At 70.3% G+C, this 16,002-nt stretch carries 15 protein-coding genes and 5 pseudogenes; 16 read left to right on the top strand and 4 right to left on the bottom strand.

From position 1 onward, the window contains the following. Positions 1-25 precede the first annotated feature (25 nt). The 8 genes and pseudogenes from JN350_RS20260 to JN350_RS20950 all read left to right on the top strand — a co-directional run bounded on the left by JN350_RS20260 (position 26) and on the right by JN350_RS20950 (position 5,365). Positions 26-259 carry a twin-arginine translocase subunit TatC gene (locus JN350_RS20260; RefSeq protein WP_275897985.1) on the top strand — a complete coding sequence of 78 codons (234 nt, stop codon included), beginning with the start codon at positions 26-28 and terminating at the stop codon, positions 257-259. A gap of 13 nt (positions 260-272) precedes the next feature. Beyond that, positions 273-440, top strand: a pseudogene (locus JN350_RS20255) (twin-arginine translocase subunit TatC); the annotation flags it as partial. Positions 441-504: 64 nt separating this feature from the next. Beyond that, complete coding sequence (locus JN350_RS20250) at positions 505-849, top strand: twin-arginine translocase subunit TatC (protein WP_275898040.1); 345 nt, start codon at positions 505-507, stop codon at positions 847-849. Continuing rightward, a pseudogene (locus JN350_RS12805) lies at positions 846-3,289 on the top strand (DEAD/DEAH box helicase). The gene JN350_RS20250 and the pseudogene JN350_RS12805 overlap by 4 nt, the downstream one beginning before the upstream one ends. Before the next feature lie 41 nt (positions 3,290-3,330). After that, the gene (lnt, locus tag JN350_RS12800) at positions 3,331-4,566 is read left to right on the top strand and encodes an apolipoprotein N-acyltransferase (RefSeq protein ID WP_240347314.1); all 1,236 of its coding nucleotides are present in this window, start codon (positions 3,331-3,333) and stop codon (positions 4,564-4,566) included. Further along, the gene (locus JN350_RS19585; protein WP_240347313.1) at positions 4,563-4,892 is read left to right on the top strand and encodes a carbon-nitrogen hydrolase family protein; all 330 of its coding nucleotides are present in this window, start codon (positions 4,563-4,565) and stop codon (positions 4,890-4,892) included. The genes lnt and JN350_RS19585 overlap by 4 nt, the downstream gene beginning before the upstream one ends. A gap of 123 nt (positions 4,893-5,015) precedes the next feature. Next, a pseudogene (locus JN350_RS20955) lies at positions 5,016-5,171 on the top strand (RNA polymerase-binding protein RbpA); the annotation flags it as partial. Further along, positions 5,162-5,365 (top strand): RNA polymerase-binding protein RbpA, encoded by a 204-nt coding sequence (locus JN350_RS20950; RefSeq protein WP_461963012.1) that lies wholly within the window; start codon positions 5,162-5,164, stop codon positions 5,363-5,365. The pseudogene JN350_RS20955 and the gene JN350_RS20950, both read left to right, overlap by 10 nt. Before the next feature lie 73 nt (positions 5,366-5,438). On the opposite strand, the gene JN350_RS12790 is transcribed toward JN350_RS20950, so the two are convergent. Further along, entirely contained in the window at positions 5,439-6,665 is a 1,227-nt protein-coding gene (locus JN350_RS12790; RefSeq protein ID WP_205462448.1) for an SPFH domain-containing protein, read from the bottom strand. Between the two features lie 623 nt (positions 6,666-7,288). On the opposite strand from JN350_RS12790, the gene JN350_RS12780 reads away from it, so the two are divergent. From JN350_RS12780 to JN350_RS20245, 4 genes and pseudogenes are all read left to right on the top strand, one after another. Beyond that, complete coding sequence (locus JN350_RS12780) at positions 7,289-8,050, top strand: SDR family oxidoreductase (protein ID WP_205462447.1); 762 nt, start codon at positions 7,289-7,291, stop codon at positions 8,048-8,050. A gap of 120 nt (positions 8,051-8,170) precedes the next feature. Next, positions 8,171-8,515, top strand: a complete 345-nt coding sequence (locus JN350_RS12775) for an NUDIX domain-containing protein (protein WP_240347312.1) — start codon at positions 8,171-8,173, stop codon at positions 8,513-8,515. 260 nt (positions 8,516-8,775) lie between these two features. After that, positions 8,776-11,166 (top strand): annotated as a pseudogene (locus tag JN350_RS12770) (ATP-binding cassette domain-containing protein). A gap of 40 nt (positions 11,167-11,206) precedes the next feature. After that, a complete protein-coding gene (locus tag JN350_RS20245) occupies positions 11,207-11,338 on the top strand; it encodes a hypothetical protein (protein ID WP_275897984.1) in 132 nt (43 codons plus the stop codon). A gap of 112 nt (positions 11,339-11,450) precedes the next feature. Here JN350_RS20245 and JN350_RS12765 read toward each other — a convergent pair whose 3' ends face one another. Next, entirely contained in the window at positions 11,451-11,576 is a 126-nt protein-coding gene (locus tag JN350_RS12765) for a hypothetical protein (protein ID WP_205462446.1), read from the bottom strand. 133 nt (positions 11,577-11,709) lie between these two features. Between JN350_RS12765 and JN350_RS12760 the strand changes: the two genes are divergently transcribed. From JN350_RS12760 to JN350_RS12750, 3 genes are all read left to right on the top strand, one after another. After that, positions 11,710-11,865, top strand: a complete 156-nt coding sequence (locus JN350_RS12760; RefSeq protein ID WP_205462445.1) for a hypothetical protein — start codon at positions 11,710-11,712, stop codon at positions 11,863-11,865. A 142-nt stretch (positions 11,866-12,007) separates the two neighbouring features. Beyond that, complete coding sequence (locus JN350_RS12755; protein WP_205462444.1) at positions 12,008-12,604, top strand: dihydrofolate reductase family protein; 597 nt, start codon at positions 12,008-12,010, stop codon at positions 12,602-12,604. A 457-nt stretch (positions 12,605-13,061) separates the two neighbouring features. After that, the gene (locus JN350_RS12750; protein ID WP_205462443.1) at positions 13,062-13,688 is read left to right on the top strand and encodes a hypothetical protein; all 627 of its coding nucleotides are present in this window, start codon (positions 13,062-13,064) and stop codon (positions 13,686-13,688) included. A gap of 13 nt (positions 13,689-13,701) precedes the next feature. Here JN350_RS12750 and JN350_RS12745 read toward each other — a convergent pair whose 3' ends face one another. After that, positions 13,702-14,715, bottom strand: a complete 1,014-nt coding sequence (locus tag JN350_RS12745; RefSeq protein WP_461963007.1) for an alcohol dehydrogenase catalytic domain-containing protein — start codon at positions 14,713-14,715, stop codon at positions 13,702-13,704. 91 nt (positions 14,716-14,806) lie between these two features. Between JN350_RS12745 and JN350_RS12740 the strand changes: the two genes are divergently transcribed. Further along, a complete protein-coding gene (locus JN350_RS12740) occupies positions 14,807-15,256 on the top strand; it encodes a GNAT family N-acetyltransferase (protein WP_205464454.1) in 450 nt (149 codons plus the stop codon). A 174-nt stretch (positions 15,257-15,430) separates the two neighbouring features. Here the strand turns inward: JN350_RS12740 and JN350_RS12735 are convergent. Then, positions 15,431-15,970 (bottom strand): annotated as a pseudogene (locus JN350_RS12735) (SDR family NAD(P)-dependent oxidoreductase); the annotation flags it as partial. Positions 15,971-16,002 lie beyond the last annotated feature (32 nt).

Genomic DNA, 16,002 nt, shown 5'->3' with positions numbered 1-16,002 from the left:
GGTCCCCACCCCGTAGGATCGACCCATGGCTTCGACGACCGCGCGCGGGCGAGCGAGGCGGCAAGGGCGCCGGAACACCGACGCCGAAGGCCGCATGTCGCTCGGGCAGCACCTCATCGAGCTGCGCAACCGCCTGTTCCGCGCAGTGATCGCCGTGGTCATCGCCGCGGTCGGTGGGTGGTTCCTGACCCCGTTCGTGCTGGACTCGCTGCGGGCACCGGTGGCCGAGCCTCGCCAAGGTCGGTGGGCACACGGCTGAGCTGAACTTCCCGATGATCACGGGTGCGTTCGACCTCAAGCTGCAGATCGCGATCACGATCGGCATCGTCATCGCCAGCCCGGTCTGGCTCTACCAGATCTGGGCGTTCATCGTGCCGGCCCTCGTGCGGCGCGAGAAGCAGTACGTGTGGGGCTTCCTCGGCACCGCGATCCCGCTCTTCTTCGCCGGGTGCTACTTCGGGTGGTACATCCTGCCGCACGTGGTCGGCATCCTCGGCAGCTTCTGTGTCGAGCCAGGACACCTCGATCGTCGACGCGAAGGCCTACTACGACTTCGTCATCAAGCTCATCGTCGCTGTCGGCATCGCGTTCGTGCTGCCGGTCTTCATCGTGCTGCTGAACTTCGTCGGGGTCCTGTCGGCCGCCGCGATCATCAAGTCCTGGCGCATCGCGATCCTGTGCATCCTGGTCTTCTGCGCGATCGTCACGCCGAGCGCCGACGTCATCTCGATGTTCCTGCTGGCCGTCCCGATGGTCGTGCTCTACATCGCCGCCTGCGTCGTGGCCTGGTTCCACGACAGGCGGATGGCGAAGAAGCAGGCCAAGCTCGACGAAGAGTACGGCCTGTGACGGGCGCGGACCTCAGCGCGGCCGAGCGCTTCGCCGCCGCCAAGGTCCGGAATCGCTCCCGCAACCTGGAGCTGTTCCGCGCCGACCTGCGCTTCGACCTCGACCCGTTCCAGTTCGCCGCGTGCGACGCGCTCGACCAGGGCCGCAGCGTCCTCGTGGCCGCGCCGACCGGTGCCGGCAAGACGATCGTGGCCGAGTTCGCGATCTGGCTGGCGATGCGGCAGCCGACGGCGAAGGTGTTCTACACGACGCCGATGAAGGCCCTGAGCAACCAGAAGTACGCCGAGCTGGTCGAGGTCTACGGCGAGTCCGAGGTGGGCCTGCTCACCGGTGACACCAACGTCAACCCACGGGCGCGGGTCGTCGTGATGACGACCGAGGTCCTGCGGAACATGATCTACGCGGACTCCGACCTGCTCGACGACCTGGCCTGGGTCGTCCTCGACGAGGTCCACTACCTGGCCGACCGGTTCCGCGGCGCCGTGTGGGAAGAAGTGATCCTGCACCTGCCGACCGAGGTCCGGCTGGTCTCGCTCAGTGCCACGGTCTCGAACGCGGAAGAGTTCGGCGACTGGCTGCAGGCCGTCCGCGGCGACACCGACGTCATCGTGTCGGAAGACCGCCCGGTCCCGCTCGAGCAGCACGTCCTGGTCGGTTCGAAGATGGTCGACCTGTTCGACTCCAGCGGTGCGGCGGCGACGAACCGCGTCAACCCCGAACTGCTCCGCATGGTCGGCGGTGCCTCGCGCAGCGAACGGCACGGCGGCGGCCACCGTGGCGGACGAGGGCGCGGGGGATACCACGACCGCCGTGGGCCGCGCACCGAGAAGCTGCACCGCGAACGCATCGCGCACATGCTCGACGAGCGGATGCTGCTGCCCGCGATCTTCTTCGTGTTCAGCCGCGCCGGGTGCGACCAGGGCGTCCGGAACGTGCTGCGCTCCGGCCTGTCGCTCACCACGGTCCCGGAGCGCAACGAGATCCGCGAGACCGCGGAGTACCACTGCCGCACCCTGCCGGACGAGGACCTCGCCGTCCTCGGTTACTGGGAGTTCCTCGAGGGGCTCGAGCGCGGTGTCGCCGCGCACCACGCCGGCATGCTCCCCGCGTTCAAGGAAGTGGTCGAGAACCTCTTCCAGCGCAAGCTGCTCAAGGTCGTGTTCGCCACCGAGACCCTGGCGCTCGGTGTGAACATGCCCGCGCGCACGGTGGTGCTCGAGAAGCTCGAGAAGTTCAACGGCGAGGCCCGAGTGCCGATCACCCCGGGGAGTACACCCAGCTCACCGGGCGTGCCGGACGCCGTGGCATCGACGTCGAGGGGCACTCGGTCATCCAGTGGACCGACGGCCTCGACCCCCAGGCCGTCGCCTCGCTCGCCAGCCGACGCACCTACCCGCTGAACTCGTCGTTCAAGCCGACGTACAACATGGCCGTCAACCTGATCGACCAGTTCGGGCGGCAGCGCACGCGCGAGGTCCTCGAGACCTCGTTCGCGCAGTTCCAGGCGGACCGTTCCGTGGTCGACCTGGCCCGCAAGGTCCGTTCGCAGCAGGAATCCCTCGAGGGCTACCGCGAGGCCATGCAGTGCCACCTCGGCGACTTCACCGAGTACTCGACGCTCCGCCGCGAGCTGTCCGACCTCGAGCGCACGAACGTGCCCGGTGGGCGCGAGGCCTCGCACGGCGCGCGGCAGGAGCGGCAGGCCGCGATCACGGCGGTCCGTCGCCAGATGCAGCGCCACCCCTGCCACGCCTGCCCCGATCGCGAGGCGCACGCCCGCTGGGCGGAGCGCTGGTGGAAGCTCAAGCGCGTCAACGACAAGCTGCTCCAGCAGATCCGGTCCCGCACCGGTGCCGTGGCGACCACGTTCGACCGGGTCACCGACGTGCTCCTGCAGCTCGGCTACCTCGTGGACGCCGGCAACGGCGAGGCCACCGTGGCCGCCGGGGGCCGCCGACTGCAGCGCATCTACGGTGACCGGGACCTGCTCGTCGCCGAGTGCCTCGAGGCGGGCGTCTGGAAGGACCTCACGCCGGCGCAGCTCGCCGCGATGGCCGCCACGATCATCTACCAGCCCCGTCGCGACGACGCCCCCGGCACCGAGCACGCACTGCCGCGCGGCGCGTTCCGACCGGCCCTCGACGAGACCCTGACGATCTGGTCGCGCCTCGACGACATCGAACGTGACGCTCGTCTGGCCGGTTCGGTGCCGCCCACCCCGGCGATGGCGGTCGGCATGTTCCGCTGGGCCTCCGGTTCGGCACTCGACGACGTCCTGCGCACCCTCGACCTGCCCGCCGGCGACTTCGTCCGCTGGTCGAAGCAGGTCATCGACCTGCTCGACCAGATCCGGAACGCCGGTGACGACGACCTCGCCCAGACCGCCAGACGTGCGACCGACGCGGTGCGCCGCGGCATCGTCGCCTACGCCGCGGTCTGACAGGAGGCACGGTGCGGGTTCCGGAGACCGGTGTGCGTGGGGTGCCCGCGCGTGTGGGCCGCGGTGCGGACGCGGACGGCCCGTTCGCGGCGCTCCCGCTGGGCACCGCGCTGCCCCTCGCCGTCATCGGCGGGCTGCTCTTCGCGCTCGCGTTCCCGTCGCCCGGTTGGTGGTTCCTGGCCTTCCCGGCGCTGGCCTGCATGCTCCTCGCGGCGATGGGGCAACGCGCCCGCAGAGCCGCGTGGCTTGGCTACGTGGCGGGTGCCGCGTTCTGGATCCCGGCCATCTCGTGGGCCGGTCGCTACCTGGGCCCCGTCCCGTGGTTCGCACTGGCGTTGTTGGAGGCGGCGTTCTTCGCCCTCGGCAGCGTCGCGATCGCCCTCGCGTACCGCTGGGTCGCGCGCGCGGTGCCCTCGACCGCCGGACGCGTGTGGGGCCTCCCGGCCGTGGTCGCCGCACTGTGGACCGGACGCGAGTGGTTCTCGGGGAGCTGGCCGTACGGCGGTTTCGCCTGGGGGCGCGTCGGCCTGTCGCAGTCGCAGGGGCCGTTCACCCACCTCGCGGCGTACGTCGGCGTCCTCGGGGTGACGTTCGTGGTCGTCTACTGCGTCGCGGTCGTCGTGTCGCTCGCCCTCGTCTCCCCGCGGGCGCCGGGCGCGACCCTGCGGCTGCCGGTCCGGCTCGCGACCGCCGGCCTGCTCGTCGCCGCCGTCCTGGCGGTGCCGGCCTGGCCGACCGCGACGTCCGGCACCGTCCGGATCGAGTCGGTGCAGGGCAACGGGCCGGCCGGGTACTTCGACCGTGCTGCGCCGGGTGAGGTCCTGGCGGCGCAGGTCGCGGCGACCGACGTCGAGGCGAAGGGCGTCGACCTCGTCGTCTGGCCCGAGGCCTCCGCCGAGTTCGACCCGCGCCAGCAGCCCGTGATCGCGTCGTCGCTCGACGCCGTCGTCGACTCGGTCGGGGCGCCGCTGGTCGCCGGCGCCATCACGCAGACCCCGTCCGGGGTGCTGCACAACACGTCGTTCGTGTGGACCGCCGACGGGTGGCAGTCGTCCTACGACAAGAAGCGCCCGGTGCCGTTCGGCGAGTACGTGCCGGACCGGTGGTTCTTCTCGAAGCTCGCGCCGTCCCTCATCGGCCTGCTGCAGCGCGACTACACGCCGGGCACGAAACCCAACGTGCTGCCGGTGGCGGGGATCAAGGCGGGCATCGCGATCTGCTTCGACATCGTCGACGACGGGCTGTCCCGCGACATGGTGCGCGGGGAGCGCAGGTGATCCTCGCGCAGACGAACAACGCCGACTTCTCCGGCACCGACGAGAACCTGCAGCAGCTCGAGATCGCACGGATGCGGGCGATCGAGACCGGTCGTTCCCTCGTCAACATCTCGACCGTCGGCGCCTCGCAGGTCATCGACCCGTCCGGACGCACCATCGACCGGGTCCCCGAGTACACCGCGACCTCGATGGTGACCGACGTGCCGCTCGGCACCTCGACGACCCCGGCGTCGCTCGCGTCCGGGTCGATCGCGTTGTTCCTGTCGCTCGGCGGGCTCCTCGTGCTGCTCGCCTGCGCGCCGTGGGGACGCCGTACGCGCTCCTGATCCACGGCCGCGCACCTGAGCGCCCGGACCACGCACTGGGAACGGACTGTGAATGCGCCCAGTCGGGAACGACGGCGCGTGGGACAGTGTTGTGGAGGGCAGACGAGCGAGAGGAGCACACACATGGCTGATCGGAGTCTCCGCGGCATGCGGCTCGGGAGTCAGAGTCTCCAGAGCGAAGAGGGCGTCGAGCTCTCGGACCGCAAGCGCGCGGTCTACCAGACCGATTCGGGGAGACCTTCGACATCGTCTTCTCCGCTGATGCAGACGTGCCCCAGACCTGGTCGGAGCCACGCTCCGGCCGCGAAGGACGCCTGCTCGGTGACGACGGCATCCCCGTCGAGGTCGCAGCAGAGGACGTCAAGGCGCCCCGTACCCACTGGGACATGCTGCTCGAGCGTCGCTCGCGTGAGGAACTCGAGGAGCTCCTCCAAGAGCGCCTGCAGGTCCTCCGTGCACGACGCGGTGCCTGACACCACCACCTGACGAACGACGATGCCCGCCCCGGTTCCCCGGGGCGGGCATCGTCGTTCGTGGTGGTGCGGGTCAGCGTCGGCCGGAGCCGTCGCTGGTGCGGTGCCCGGACGCTTCGTCGTTCGGGTGCTGCGCAGCGTCGGCCTGCGGGGCCGGTGCGTCGTCGACCTTCTCGGCGGTCGCGTCATCGGCGGCTGCGAGGTGCGCGTCGACGCTCCGGTTCGACTCGGCCAGTCGTGCGTCGAGGTCGGACTCGGGGACGATGTCCGCGGCGGTGGCATCCGCACGCGGCATGGTCGTGTCGGCCGACCCGGCAGCGGCGGTGTTCGCCAGGCTCTCGTTCGCGAGCTTGGAGATGCGGGAGAGGAAGTCCCCGCCGGTGCCGGCGCCGGCGACCGGGCCGCTGCCGCTCCGTCCGCCGGAGAAGCCCTTCGCGATGCCGGACAGTGCTTCGGTGAACTCGCTCGGGATCATCCAGAGCTTGTTCGCGGTGCCCTCGGCGATCTTCGGGAGCATCTGCAGGTACTGGTAGGAGAGCAGCTTGTCGTCGGGGTCACCGGTGTGGATGGCCTCGAAGACCGTGGCGATGGCAGAGGCTTCACCCTCGGCGCGGAGCACCTGGGCCTTGGCGTCACCCTCGGCTGCGAGGATGGCGGCCTGCCGCTGCCCCTCGGCCTCGAGGATCTGGGACTGCTTGGTGCCCTCGGCCTGCAGGATCGCGGCACGACGGCTCCGCTCGGCACGCAGCTGCTGCTCCATGGCGTCCTGGATCGACACGGGCGGCTCGATCGCCTTGAGCTCGACACGGCCGACGCGGATGCCCCACTTGCCGGTCGCTTCGTCGAGCACGACGCGGAGCTGACCGTTGATGTTGTCGCGGCTGGTCAGGGCCTCTTCGAGGTTGAGGCCACCGACGACGTTGCGGAGCGTGGTGGTGGTGAGCTGCTCGACGGCACCGAGGTAGTTCGCGATCTCGTAGGTCGCCGCGCGGGCGTCGGTGACCTGGAAGTAGACGACGGTGTCGATGGAGACCACGAGGTTGTCCTCGGTGATCACCGGCTGCGGCGGGAACGACACGACCTGCTCGCGCATGTCGAGCAGGGGGCGCAGGCGGTCGATGAACGGCACGAGCAGGTTCAGGCCCGGCGAGAGCGTCTTGTGGTACTTGCCGAGGCGTTCCACGATGCCCGCGGTGGCCTGCGGGACGATGCGGATCGCCTTGGCCAGGACGACGATCACGAAGATGACGACGACGAGGATCAGGACGAGCAGTGCGATCGTCCCGGGTGAGATGGTCACGAGGTGGCCCTTTCTGCGAGGCGCACGACCGCGGTCGACCCTCGATCGACTCGACGACCACGGGGGTGCCGAGTGGCGGTGTGCGGTCGATGGCGCCCACGGCGAACCGTGCGCTCCAGGTCTCGCCGTTGGCCAGGCGGACCTGGCCGGGAGCAGAGGATGTGAAGGCAACGGCGACGGTGCCGGGGAGCCCGATGAGCCCCTCGATGTTCGTGCGGTGCGGGTCGGCGCCTCGGCCGAGCATGAGCAGCAGGCGCGGTCGCACGAGCGACAGCAGCACGAGCGCGAGCACGGCGGAGACGATGGCGGACAGCCACCACGGGGCGCCGAGCAGAGCGGCGATCAACCCACCGGCGGCTCCGGCCGCGAGCATGATGAAGATGAAGTCGAGGGTGAAGATCTCGACCACTCCCAGCAGCAACACGAGTCCGATCCAGACGATGGTCTGGATCCAATCGATTCCGTTCACGCGATCTCCCTCCCTCGGTCGCGCGCCGTGGCTCGCAGCGTCGCGACGGCCGGTACAACTCCGTTCAACATATCAGGAGGGTCGGTCGGCCGTGCAGGCGATTGGTAGGCTCGGTGCGGCCGACCGGCCGGAACACGACCTGGAGAACACGACTGTGAGCAACCCCCTCGCCCCCGGATCCCTCACCGACACGCGCGCCGTCGTCACCGGCTCGTCGCGCGGCATCGGCGCCGACACCGTCGGGTACCTGGCCGGCGCCGGCGCCAAGGTCGTCGTGAACTACCGCAACAAGGCCAAGCGCGCCGAGCAGATCGCCGAGAAGGTCGTCGCGGCCGGCGGCTCCGCCCTGGCGATCGGCGCCGACCTGACCGACCACGAATCGGTGCAGGCGCTCGTCGACACCGTCGTGCAGGAGTGGGGCGGCATCGACCTGCTCGTCCTGAACGCCTCGGGTGGCATGGAGTCCGGCCTCGGCGAGGACTACGCACTCCGCCTGAACCGCGACGCGCAGGTCGACATGCTCCAGACCGCCGTGCCGCACATGCCCGCCGGGTCGCGCGTCGTGTTCGTGACGAGCCACCAGGCCCACTTCGTCGAGACCGCCGAGACGATGGACGAGTACGTCCCGGTCGCCAAGAGCAAGCGCGCCGGCGAGCTCGCCCTCCGTGAGCTCATCCCGCAGCTCGAGGCCGCGGGCATCGAGTTCGTCGTCGTCTCCGGCGACATGATCGAGGGCACGATCACCGCGACCCTGCTGAACCGCCTGAACCCCGGCGCGATCGAGGGCCGCCGGCAAGAGGTCGGCAAGCTCTACAGCGTGTCGGAGTTCGCCGCCGAGATCGCCCTCGCCGCGATCGAGCCGATCCCCGCCGACCACACCAAGCTCGTCGGCGACGTCAGCGGCTTCGTCGGCTAGCGTCGGGCGGGTGACTGCCAAGCCCGGCCTGCGCCGAACCTCCCGCATCATCCTGCTCGACCCCGAGGGGCGCGTGTTCCTGATGGACACGAACTCGCCGTCGTCGGACGGTGCCCACCGGTGGATCACGCCCGGCGGCGGAGTCGACGCGGGGAGTCCCACCGCGACGCGGCGATCCGCGAACTGCGCGAGGAGACCGGGATCGTCATCGACGACCCGGGCGAGCCGGTCTGGTCCTGGGACTTCACCGTCGAGTGGGACCTCGCCGACCACGACCGGGGCCACAGCGAGTTCTACGTCGTGCGCACACCGGGCTTCGAGCTGTCGGACGCCGAGTGGACGGACGACGAGCGGGTCGACATCCTCGCGTCGCGCTGGTGGACCGCCGACGAGCTCGACGACACCGATGAACCGTTCGAACCGGCGGAGCTGCCGGAGCTGGTGCGTCGGTTCGCCGCCGCCTGACCCGTGCCTCCTGTCCGGTGGTGGGTCGCGTCCAACGCACGGTGCCGGGTCCGTCGGTCGGTGCGGGGTCGGTGGCGTGGTGCGCGCTTGTGGCGCTGCACGGTGCGCGGAAGCGCGCACGGGGTGAGAAGGCGCGCACGGTGCTGACGGGAGGCGCGGTGCGGGCCTGACCCGTGCCTCCTGTCCGGTGGTGGGGTGCGTCCAACGCACGGTGCGGGATTGCATTGTCGGTGTCGGTACCCGCCGGTACGCTGATCGACATGCATACCAGTTCCGGAGACGACGCCGTTCAGAGCCGGAGCGTGCACGCCGCCGATGGCCACGATCGCATCCGCGTGCGCGGTGCCCGCGCCAACAACCTGCAGGGGATCGACGTCGACCTGCCGAAGCGTCGACTCACGGTGTTCACCGGTGTGTCCGGGTCCGGCAAGAGCTCGCTCGTGTTCGGCACCGTCGCCGCCGAGTCGCAGCGGATGATCAACGAGACGTACAGCGCCTTCGTGCAGGGCTTCATGCCGTCGCTCGCGCGACCCGACGTCGACCTGCTCGACGGACTGACCACCGCGATCGTCGTCGACCAGGAGCGCATCGGCGCCGACCCGCGGTCGACCGTCGGCACCGCCACCGATGCGAACGCGATGCTGCGCGTGCTCTTCAGTCGTCTGGGCGACCCGCACGTCGGCGGTCCGAACGCGTTCTCGTTCAACCTGGCGACGGTCACCGCCGGGGAGCGATCACGGTGCAGAAGGGCAAGGACGCCAAGGCCGAGAAGGTCTCGTTCACCCGGCTCGGTGGCATGTGCGCAGACTGCGAGGGGCGCGGGCTCGTCAACGACATCGACCTGACGCAGCTGTTCGACGACTCGAAGGCGCTCGGCGACGGGGCGATCACGATCCCCGGCTACGGCACCGACGGGTGGAACGTCCGGATGTACGCGGAGTCCGGGTACTTCGACAAGGACACCCCGATCCGCGACTTCACCGAGCAGGAGCGCGCCGACTTCCTCTACCGCGAGCCCACGAAGCAGAAGATCGCCGGCATCAACATGACGTACGAGGGGCTCGTCCCCGGGTGCGCCGTTCGATGCTGCAGAAGGACCGCGAGGCGATGCAGCCGCACATCCGTGCCTTCGTCGACCGCGCGGTCACCTTCACGACGTGCCCGGCGTGCGGCGGCACCCGGCTGAACGACATAGCCCGCTCGTCGAGGATCAGCGGGAAGAGCATCGCCGACGTCTGTTCGATGCAGATCACCGACGTCGTGCCGTGGCTGCGGGCCATCGACGACCCCGGCGTCGCGCCGCTGCTCGACGGCCTCCGCGACCTGCTCGAGTCGTTCGTCGAGATCGGTCTCGGCTACCTCTCGCTCGACCGCCCGACCGGCACGCTGTCCGGGGAGAGGGGCAGCGGGTCAAGATGGTGAAGCACCTCGGGTCGTCCCTCAGCGACGTCACGTACGTCTTCGACGAGCCGAGCACGGGCTTGCACCCGCACGACATCGAGCGGATGAACGGCCTGCTGCTGCGGCTGCGCGACAAGGGGAACACCGTGCTCGTGGTCGAGCACAAGCCCGAGGTCATCGCGATCGCCGACCACGTCGTCGATCTCGGCCCGGGCGCCGGCTCCGGCGGCGGGACGCTCTGCTACCAGGGCCCGGTGCAGGGGCTGCGGGGGAGCGGGACCATCACCGGTCAGCACCTCGACGACCGCGTCTCGGTGAAGACCGCCGTCCGCCGGTCCGACGGGGTGATCGCGATCCGCGGTGCGTCGGCGCACAATCTGCACGACGTCGACGTGGACGTCCCCACCGGGGTGCTCACCGTCGTGACGGGCGTCGCCGGGTCCGGCAAGAGCACGCTGATCCACGGGTCGCTCGCGCATCGCGAGGGTGTCGTGGCCATCGACCAGAGCGGGATCCGCGGCTCCCGACGCAGCAACCCGGCGACGTACACCGGACTGCTCGAGCCCATCCGCAAGGCGTTCGCGAAGGCCAACGGCGTGAAGCCCGCGCTGTTCAGCGCGAACTCCGAGGGCGCCTGCCCCGCGTGCAACGGCGCCGGTGTCGTGTACACCGACCTCGGGATGATGGCCGGCATCGCCACCCCGTGCGTGGAGTGCGACGGCAAGCGGTTCGACCAGTCGGTGCTCGGCTACCAGCTCGGTGGCAAGGACATCAGCCAGGTCCTCGGCATGTCCGTCGCCGAGGCTGTGGCGTTCTTCGCCGACGGTCCGGCCGTGCTGCCTGCTGCGCACACGATCCTTGCGCGCCTGGCCGACGTCGGACTCGGGTACCTGACCATCGGGCAGCCACTCACGACGCTGTCCGGCGGAGAACGGCAGCGGCTCAAGCTGGCGACCCACCTCGGTGAGCGTGGCGGCACCGTCGTGCTCGACGAACCGACCACCGGACTGCACCTGGCGGACGTCGCACAGCTGCTCGGGCTGCTCGACCGCTTGGTGGACTCGGGCAAGACCGTCGTGGTGATCGAGCACCACCAGGCCGTGATGGCGCATGCCGACTGGATCATCGACCTCGGGCCGGGCGCAGGGCACGACGGCGGACGGATCGTGTTCGAGGGCACGCCCGCCGACCTCGTCGCCGCCCGCTCGACCCTGACCGGCCAGCACCTGGCGGCCTACGTCGGCGCCTGAAGCAGGGGACAGGTTCGTACACGAAACCTGAACGTTGCCGGTGCGATTCGGGTGGCGCGCAAGCGCGGGGAGCCGCGGCACCGTCCTCGCCGGCATCATCCTGTCGGCCGTCGCGATCGTCATCGGCATCGTCGGTTACATCCTGACGGCGGTCATCCTCACCCAGTCGTGATGGAGGCCCGTCCGAGGGCGTACGCGTGACGTCCGCGGGCGTGCATCGTGAGCAGAAGAGGTCGAGTCCGTCATCTGGACTCGACCTCTTCTGCTCACTCGACGGCTTCGCGTCAGGTCCGGTCACCGGCGGTTCGCCCTTCGGCGAGGAACCCGGTGAAGGCAGCGCGCACACGGTCGAGGTCGGGCTCGAGGCCGGTGATGTGTCTGAGGCTCGCGACCGCTTGTTCGACGGCCATCCAGCCACCGTCGACCACCCGGCGTCCGGCCGCACGTATCGTTCCTCCCGCGGCGTCGACCGGCCATCCGACAGTGACGCGCTCTGAATGGAGCCCGATGCGTCCTCAGCCCGTTCGGCGTACCGTCCGGCGCATGAGCTACAGCCAGCCAGACCCAGCCGAAGAGACCACCCAGAGCGAGACGCCGGAGCAGCCGGACACCGACCAGGAGAACCTGGAGGAACAGGGCGCCGAACCAGCGGCGCTCGAGATCGACGCCGACGACGTCCCGACGAAGCCAGTCGACTGACGTTCCGCCATCGAGTGAGCAGAAAAGGTCGAGTCCCACGTGTGGACTCGACTTTTCTGCTCACCAAGCCCGTTCGGCGTCACTTCCGAGCGTGCGCCGATAATGCATATTATGTCAACTCAGGTCCGGACAGGGGTTCCCCGTGCGTGAACTCGTCCTGAAGATGTCGATGTCGCTGGACGGTTTCGTGGCTGGTCGTCGCGCCGACTCCGACTGGATGTTCCGCGGCGGGAGCCCGGACTCGATGGCCTGGGTGCTCGACACCGTGGCGGGTGCCGACCTGCACGCCTTCGGCCGCAAGACATTCGAGACTGTCTCAGCGTTCTGGCCGGCGGCACCCGGGCCGATCGCCGAACCGATGAACCGGATCCCCAAGGTCGTCTTCACCACGCAGCGTGACTTCGATCCGCGAACAGTGGCAGTCCCCGACCGTGGCTCCCCTGCGGCGGCGACCTGGACCGGTGCGCGGGTCGCATCCGGACTGCTCGAGGCCGAAGTGGCAGCGCTCAAGCAGGAGTCGGACGGGTACGTCCTCGCCCAGGGCGGAACGGAGTTCGGTCGCAGCCTCGTCCGCGCCGGCCTGGTCGACGAGTACCGGCTTGCCGTGCTTCCGGTGGTGCTCGGCTCCGGCGACGGCGTGTTCGCGGGGCTGCCGGACGAGCTCGACCTGCACCTGGTCAGTTCCGAGACGTTCGCCGGCGGTGCGCTCGGGCTGGTGTACCGTTCGGCGTCGCGGTGACCGCCGAGACGCCGACGGCGTCGCATGCGGAGCGTCGTCGCCATGACACTCACCGATGCTCAGATCGGCCGGAACCTCCGGGGCGTCCGCGAACGACTGGCCGGTTCCGATCCTGACGACCTGGCCCTCCGGATGCGGCTGCGCGGCTGGCACTGGGACGCCGCGACCGTCGAGTCGGTCGAGGACGGCGCACGTCCACTGCTCCGGTCCGAAGCCGACGACCTCGTGGGGATCCTCGGGTACTCGGACGGCTTCCTGACGGCCGAGACCGACGCCGAGCACGAGGCCGACATCACCGATCAGATGGTCCGTCGAGCCGAGGGGGCTGCCGGACGAGCTCGACCTGCACCTGGTCAGTTCCGAGACGTTCGCCGGCGGTGCGCTCGGGCTGGTGTACCGTTCGGCGTCGCGGTGACCGCCGAGACGCCGACGGCGTCGCATGCGGAGCGTCGTCGCCATGACACTCACCGATGCTCAGATCGGCCGGAACCTCCGGGGCGTCCGCGAACGACTGGCCGGTTCCGATCCTGACGACCTGGCCCTCCGGATGCGGCTGCGCGGCTGGCACTGGGACGCCGCGACCGTCGAGTCGGTCGAGGACGGCGCACGTCCACTGCTCCGGTCCGAAGCCGACGACCTCGTGGGGATCCTCGGGTACTCGGACGGCTTCCTGACGGCCGAGACCGACGCCGAGCACGAGGCCGACATCACCGATCAGATGGTCCGTCGAGCCGAGGGGCACGTGCGACGGGCGACCGAGTGGTGGCAGGAGGTCGCCGACCGCTACCGGATCTCCGGGCTGACTCCCCCGATCGACATCGACACGGTCGTGGCGGAGGCGCACCGCGCTCACCGCGACCCCGACGCCGCACTGGGTGTCCCCCTGAGCGACGACCGCACGACGCACCTGGCGGACTGGGCGAACCGACCGGAGCGGCCCGTGCACCCCCTCGACACCATCGAGGCCGGTGCGGTGTGGACCGACGAGCAGATCGCGATGCAGCTCGACCACGACCTGCGCGAGGCATCGGACGCCGTCCGGTACGCCACCGTGCAGCTGCTCCGCGTCAGCGCGGACGGCTAGAAGACGGCGACGGTCATCCCGGTCGACGTGGCGGGACGGTCCATGGCCACGATCGCGCCGGGCAGGTCGTCGAAGCCGATGGTCCGGCCGATCGAGTCGTCCGGGCGCAGTCGCCCGGTGACGACGTCGGCGAGCATCGCCGCGTACTCCCCACCGAGATGCCGTGGCTGCCGAGCAGTTCGAGCTCATCGGCGATGACGCGACCCATCGGGATGACCGGCTCGGCCTCGTCGTCGAGCAGCAGGCCGACCTGCACGTGACGTCCCCGAGGGCGCAGGGATGCGACCGCTGCGACGGAGGTCGCCCGGCTGCCGAAGGCGTCGATCGAGACGTGCACGCCGCCGTCGGTCCGAGCACGGACCGCGGCGACTGCCGCTTCGTCCATCGGCAGGGTGACGGCGTCGAGTGCTGCGGCACGTTCGAGTGCCGCAGACGAGACGTCGACCGCGATCACCTGCGCACCCGCCGCGACCGCGACGATGATCGTCGACAGGCCGACTCCGCCGCAGCCGAACACGGCCACCCACTCCCCTGCTGCGACCCGACCTCGGGCATGCAGGGCGTGGTAGGCCGTCCCGAACCGGCACCCGAGTGCCGCGGCCTCGGCGAAGCCCACGGCCCCCGGGAGCGCGACCACGTTGACGTCGGCGTGCGGGATGACGACGGACTCGGCGTAGGAACCGGGCAGCGTGAACCCGGGTTGCTGCTGGCGCGTGCACACCTGGGTGGCGCCGTCGACGCACTCCGGGCACGTCCCGCAGGCGAACACGAAGGGCGCGGTCACCCGGTCCCCGACCGACACCCGGGTCACCGCGTCCCCGACGGACGTGACGACACCGGCGAACTCGTGCCCGGGGACGTGCGGCAGCGAGACGGAGTCGTCGTGTCCCTTCCAGGCGTGCCAGTCACTGCGGCACACCCCGGTGGCCGCGACCCGGACGACGGCCCCGTGGTCCGGTGCCACCGGATCGGGCAGGTCGACGATCGACGGGGCGGATCCGAACTGGTCGTACTGGACTGCGCGCATCCCGCCATCGTCCCAGACGGTGCTGTCGTGTTGTCCACAGACGACGGATCGGCCGTTGCACGCCGACGGCGACGGCCGGTTCACTGGTCCCATGGACGAACCGACCGCACTGCACTTCTCCGCCGACCCCGCCGACCTCGACGTCGACCGCGTGCACCGCTGGCTCAGCGAGCAGTCGTACTGGGCGCGGGGTCGCAGTCGTGCCACCCAGGACGCGGTCATCGCCGGGTCCCGTAACTTCGGCGTCTACGACACGGCGACGGGCGCGCAGCTCGGGTACGCCCGGGTGATCACCGACGGGGTGACGTTCGGCTGGTTGGCCGACGTGTTCGTCGATCCGGACGCTCGTGGCCGTGGCGTCGGCGTCGCCCTCGTGCAGGGCGTGACCGAGGCGATCGAGCCACTCGGGTTGAAGCGGTTCGCCCTGTTCACCGCCGACGCGCAGGGCCTGTACGAGCGGTTCGGGTTCCGTCCGCTCCCCGACCCGGAGGGCTGGATGATGCGCCCTGGGGCGGGGTTCGGTGCCGATGTGCACGACTGAAGCGGATACCGCGACCGTCCGCGCCCAGCGACCGTCAGTACTCGATGCGGCCGTCCCGGTTGTGGAACTCCCCGTCGGCCCGTCCGGCCCGACCGTGGCGAGCGCGACGGTCGCGTCGGTGCCCTCGGTGATCGTCTGGTGTCCACCGAAACCGTTGAACTCGGTGGCCGTGTACCCGGGGTCGCTGACGTTGACGCGGAACCCCGGCAGGTTCTTCGCGTACTGCACGGTCAACGCGATCACCGCGGCCTTCGACGCGGCGTAGGGCACAGCCGGCACCGGGTACTCGTCGTGGCCCGGGGTCGTCAACCACCGGGCGAACCCGACGCCCGAGGCGACGTTCACGATCACGGGGTGGTCGGATGCCCGCAGGAGCGGGAGCACCGCCTGCGTGACCCGGACGATGCCGGTGACGTTGGTGTCGAGCACGGCGGACATCGCGGCGGCGTCGAGGTCGTCGACGCCGAACGACGTCCCGAGGATGCCGGCGTTGTTCACGAGCACGTCGAGGGCTGGGATGGTCGCGATCGCGGCGTCGATGCTGTCCTGGTCGGTCACGTCGAGCTGGACCACCTGGGCGCCGAGGGCGCGTGCTTCGTCGCCCGTGGCGGGGTCGCGCATGCCGGCGTACACGGTGTGGCCCGCGTCGACCAGGCGGCGGACGGTCTCGAGTCCGAGGCTGCGGTTGGCTCCGGTGATGAGTGTCGTTGTCATGCCCCCACTCTCCGCCCGAGCGGCTGACTCCC

The organism is Curtobacterium sp. 24E2, from assembly GCF_016925595.1.
Lineage (GTDB): Bacteria > Actinomycetota > Actinomycetes > Actinomycetales > Microbacteriaceae > Curtobacterium.
The sequence above is the reverse complement of the archived record's forward strand: the minus strand, read 5'-3'. Positions and strand labels throughout refer to the sequence as shown.

Bases quoted from the DNA above. Each gene is read 5' to 3' on its own strand.
- JN350_RS20260 (WP_275897985.1), top strand. From the start codon at position 26: ATGGCTTCGACGACCGCGCGCGGGCGAGCGAGGCGGCAAGGGCGCCGG.
- JN350_RS12765 (WP_205462446.1), bottom strand. From the start codon at position 11,576: ATGGCCGTCGAACAAGCGGTCGCGAGCCTCAGACACATCACCGGCCTC.
- JN350_RS12760 (WP_205462445.1), top strand. From the start codon at position 11,710: ATGAGCTACAGCCAGCCAGACCCAGCCGAAGAGACCACCCAGAGCGAG.
- JN350_RS12750 (WP_205462443.1), top strand. From the start codon at position 13,062: ATGACACTCACCGATGCTCAGATCGGCCGGAACCTCCGGGGCGTCCGC.
- JN350_RS12745 (WP_461963007.1), bottom strand. From the start codon at position 14,715: ATGCGCGCAGTCCAGTACGACCAGTTCGGATCCGCCCCGTCGATCGTC.
- JN350_RS12740 (WP_205464454.1), top strand. From the start codon at position 14,807: ATGGACGAACCGACCGCACTGCACTTCTCCGCCGACCCCGCCGACCTC.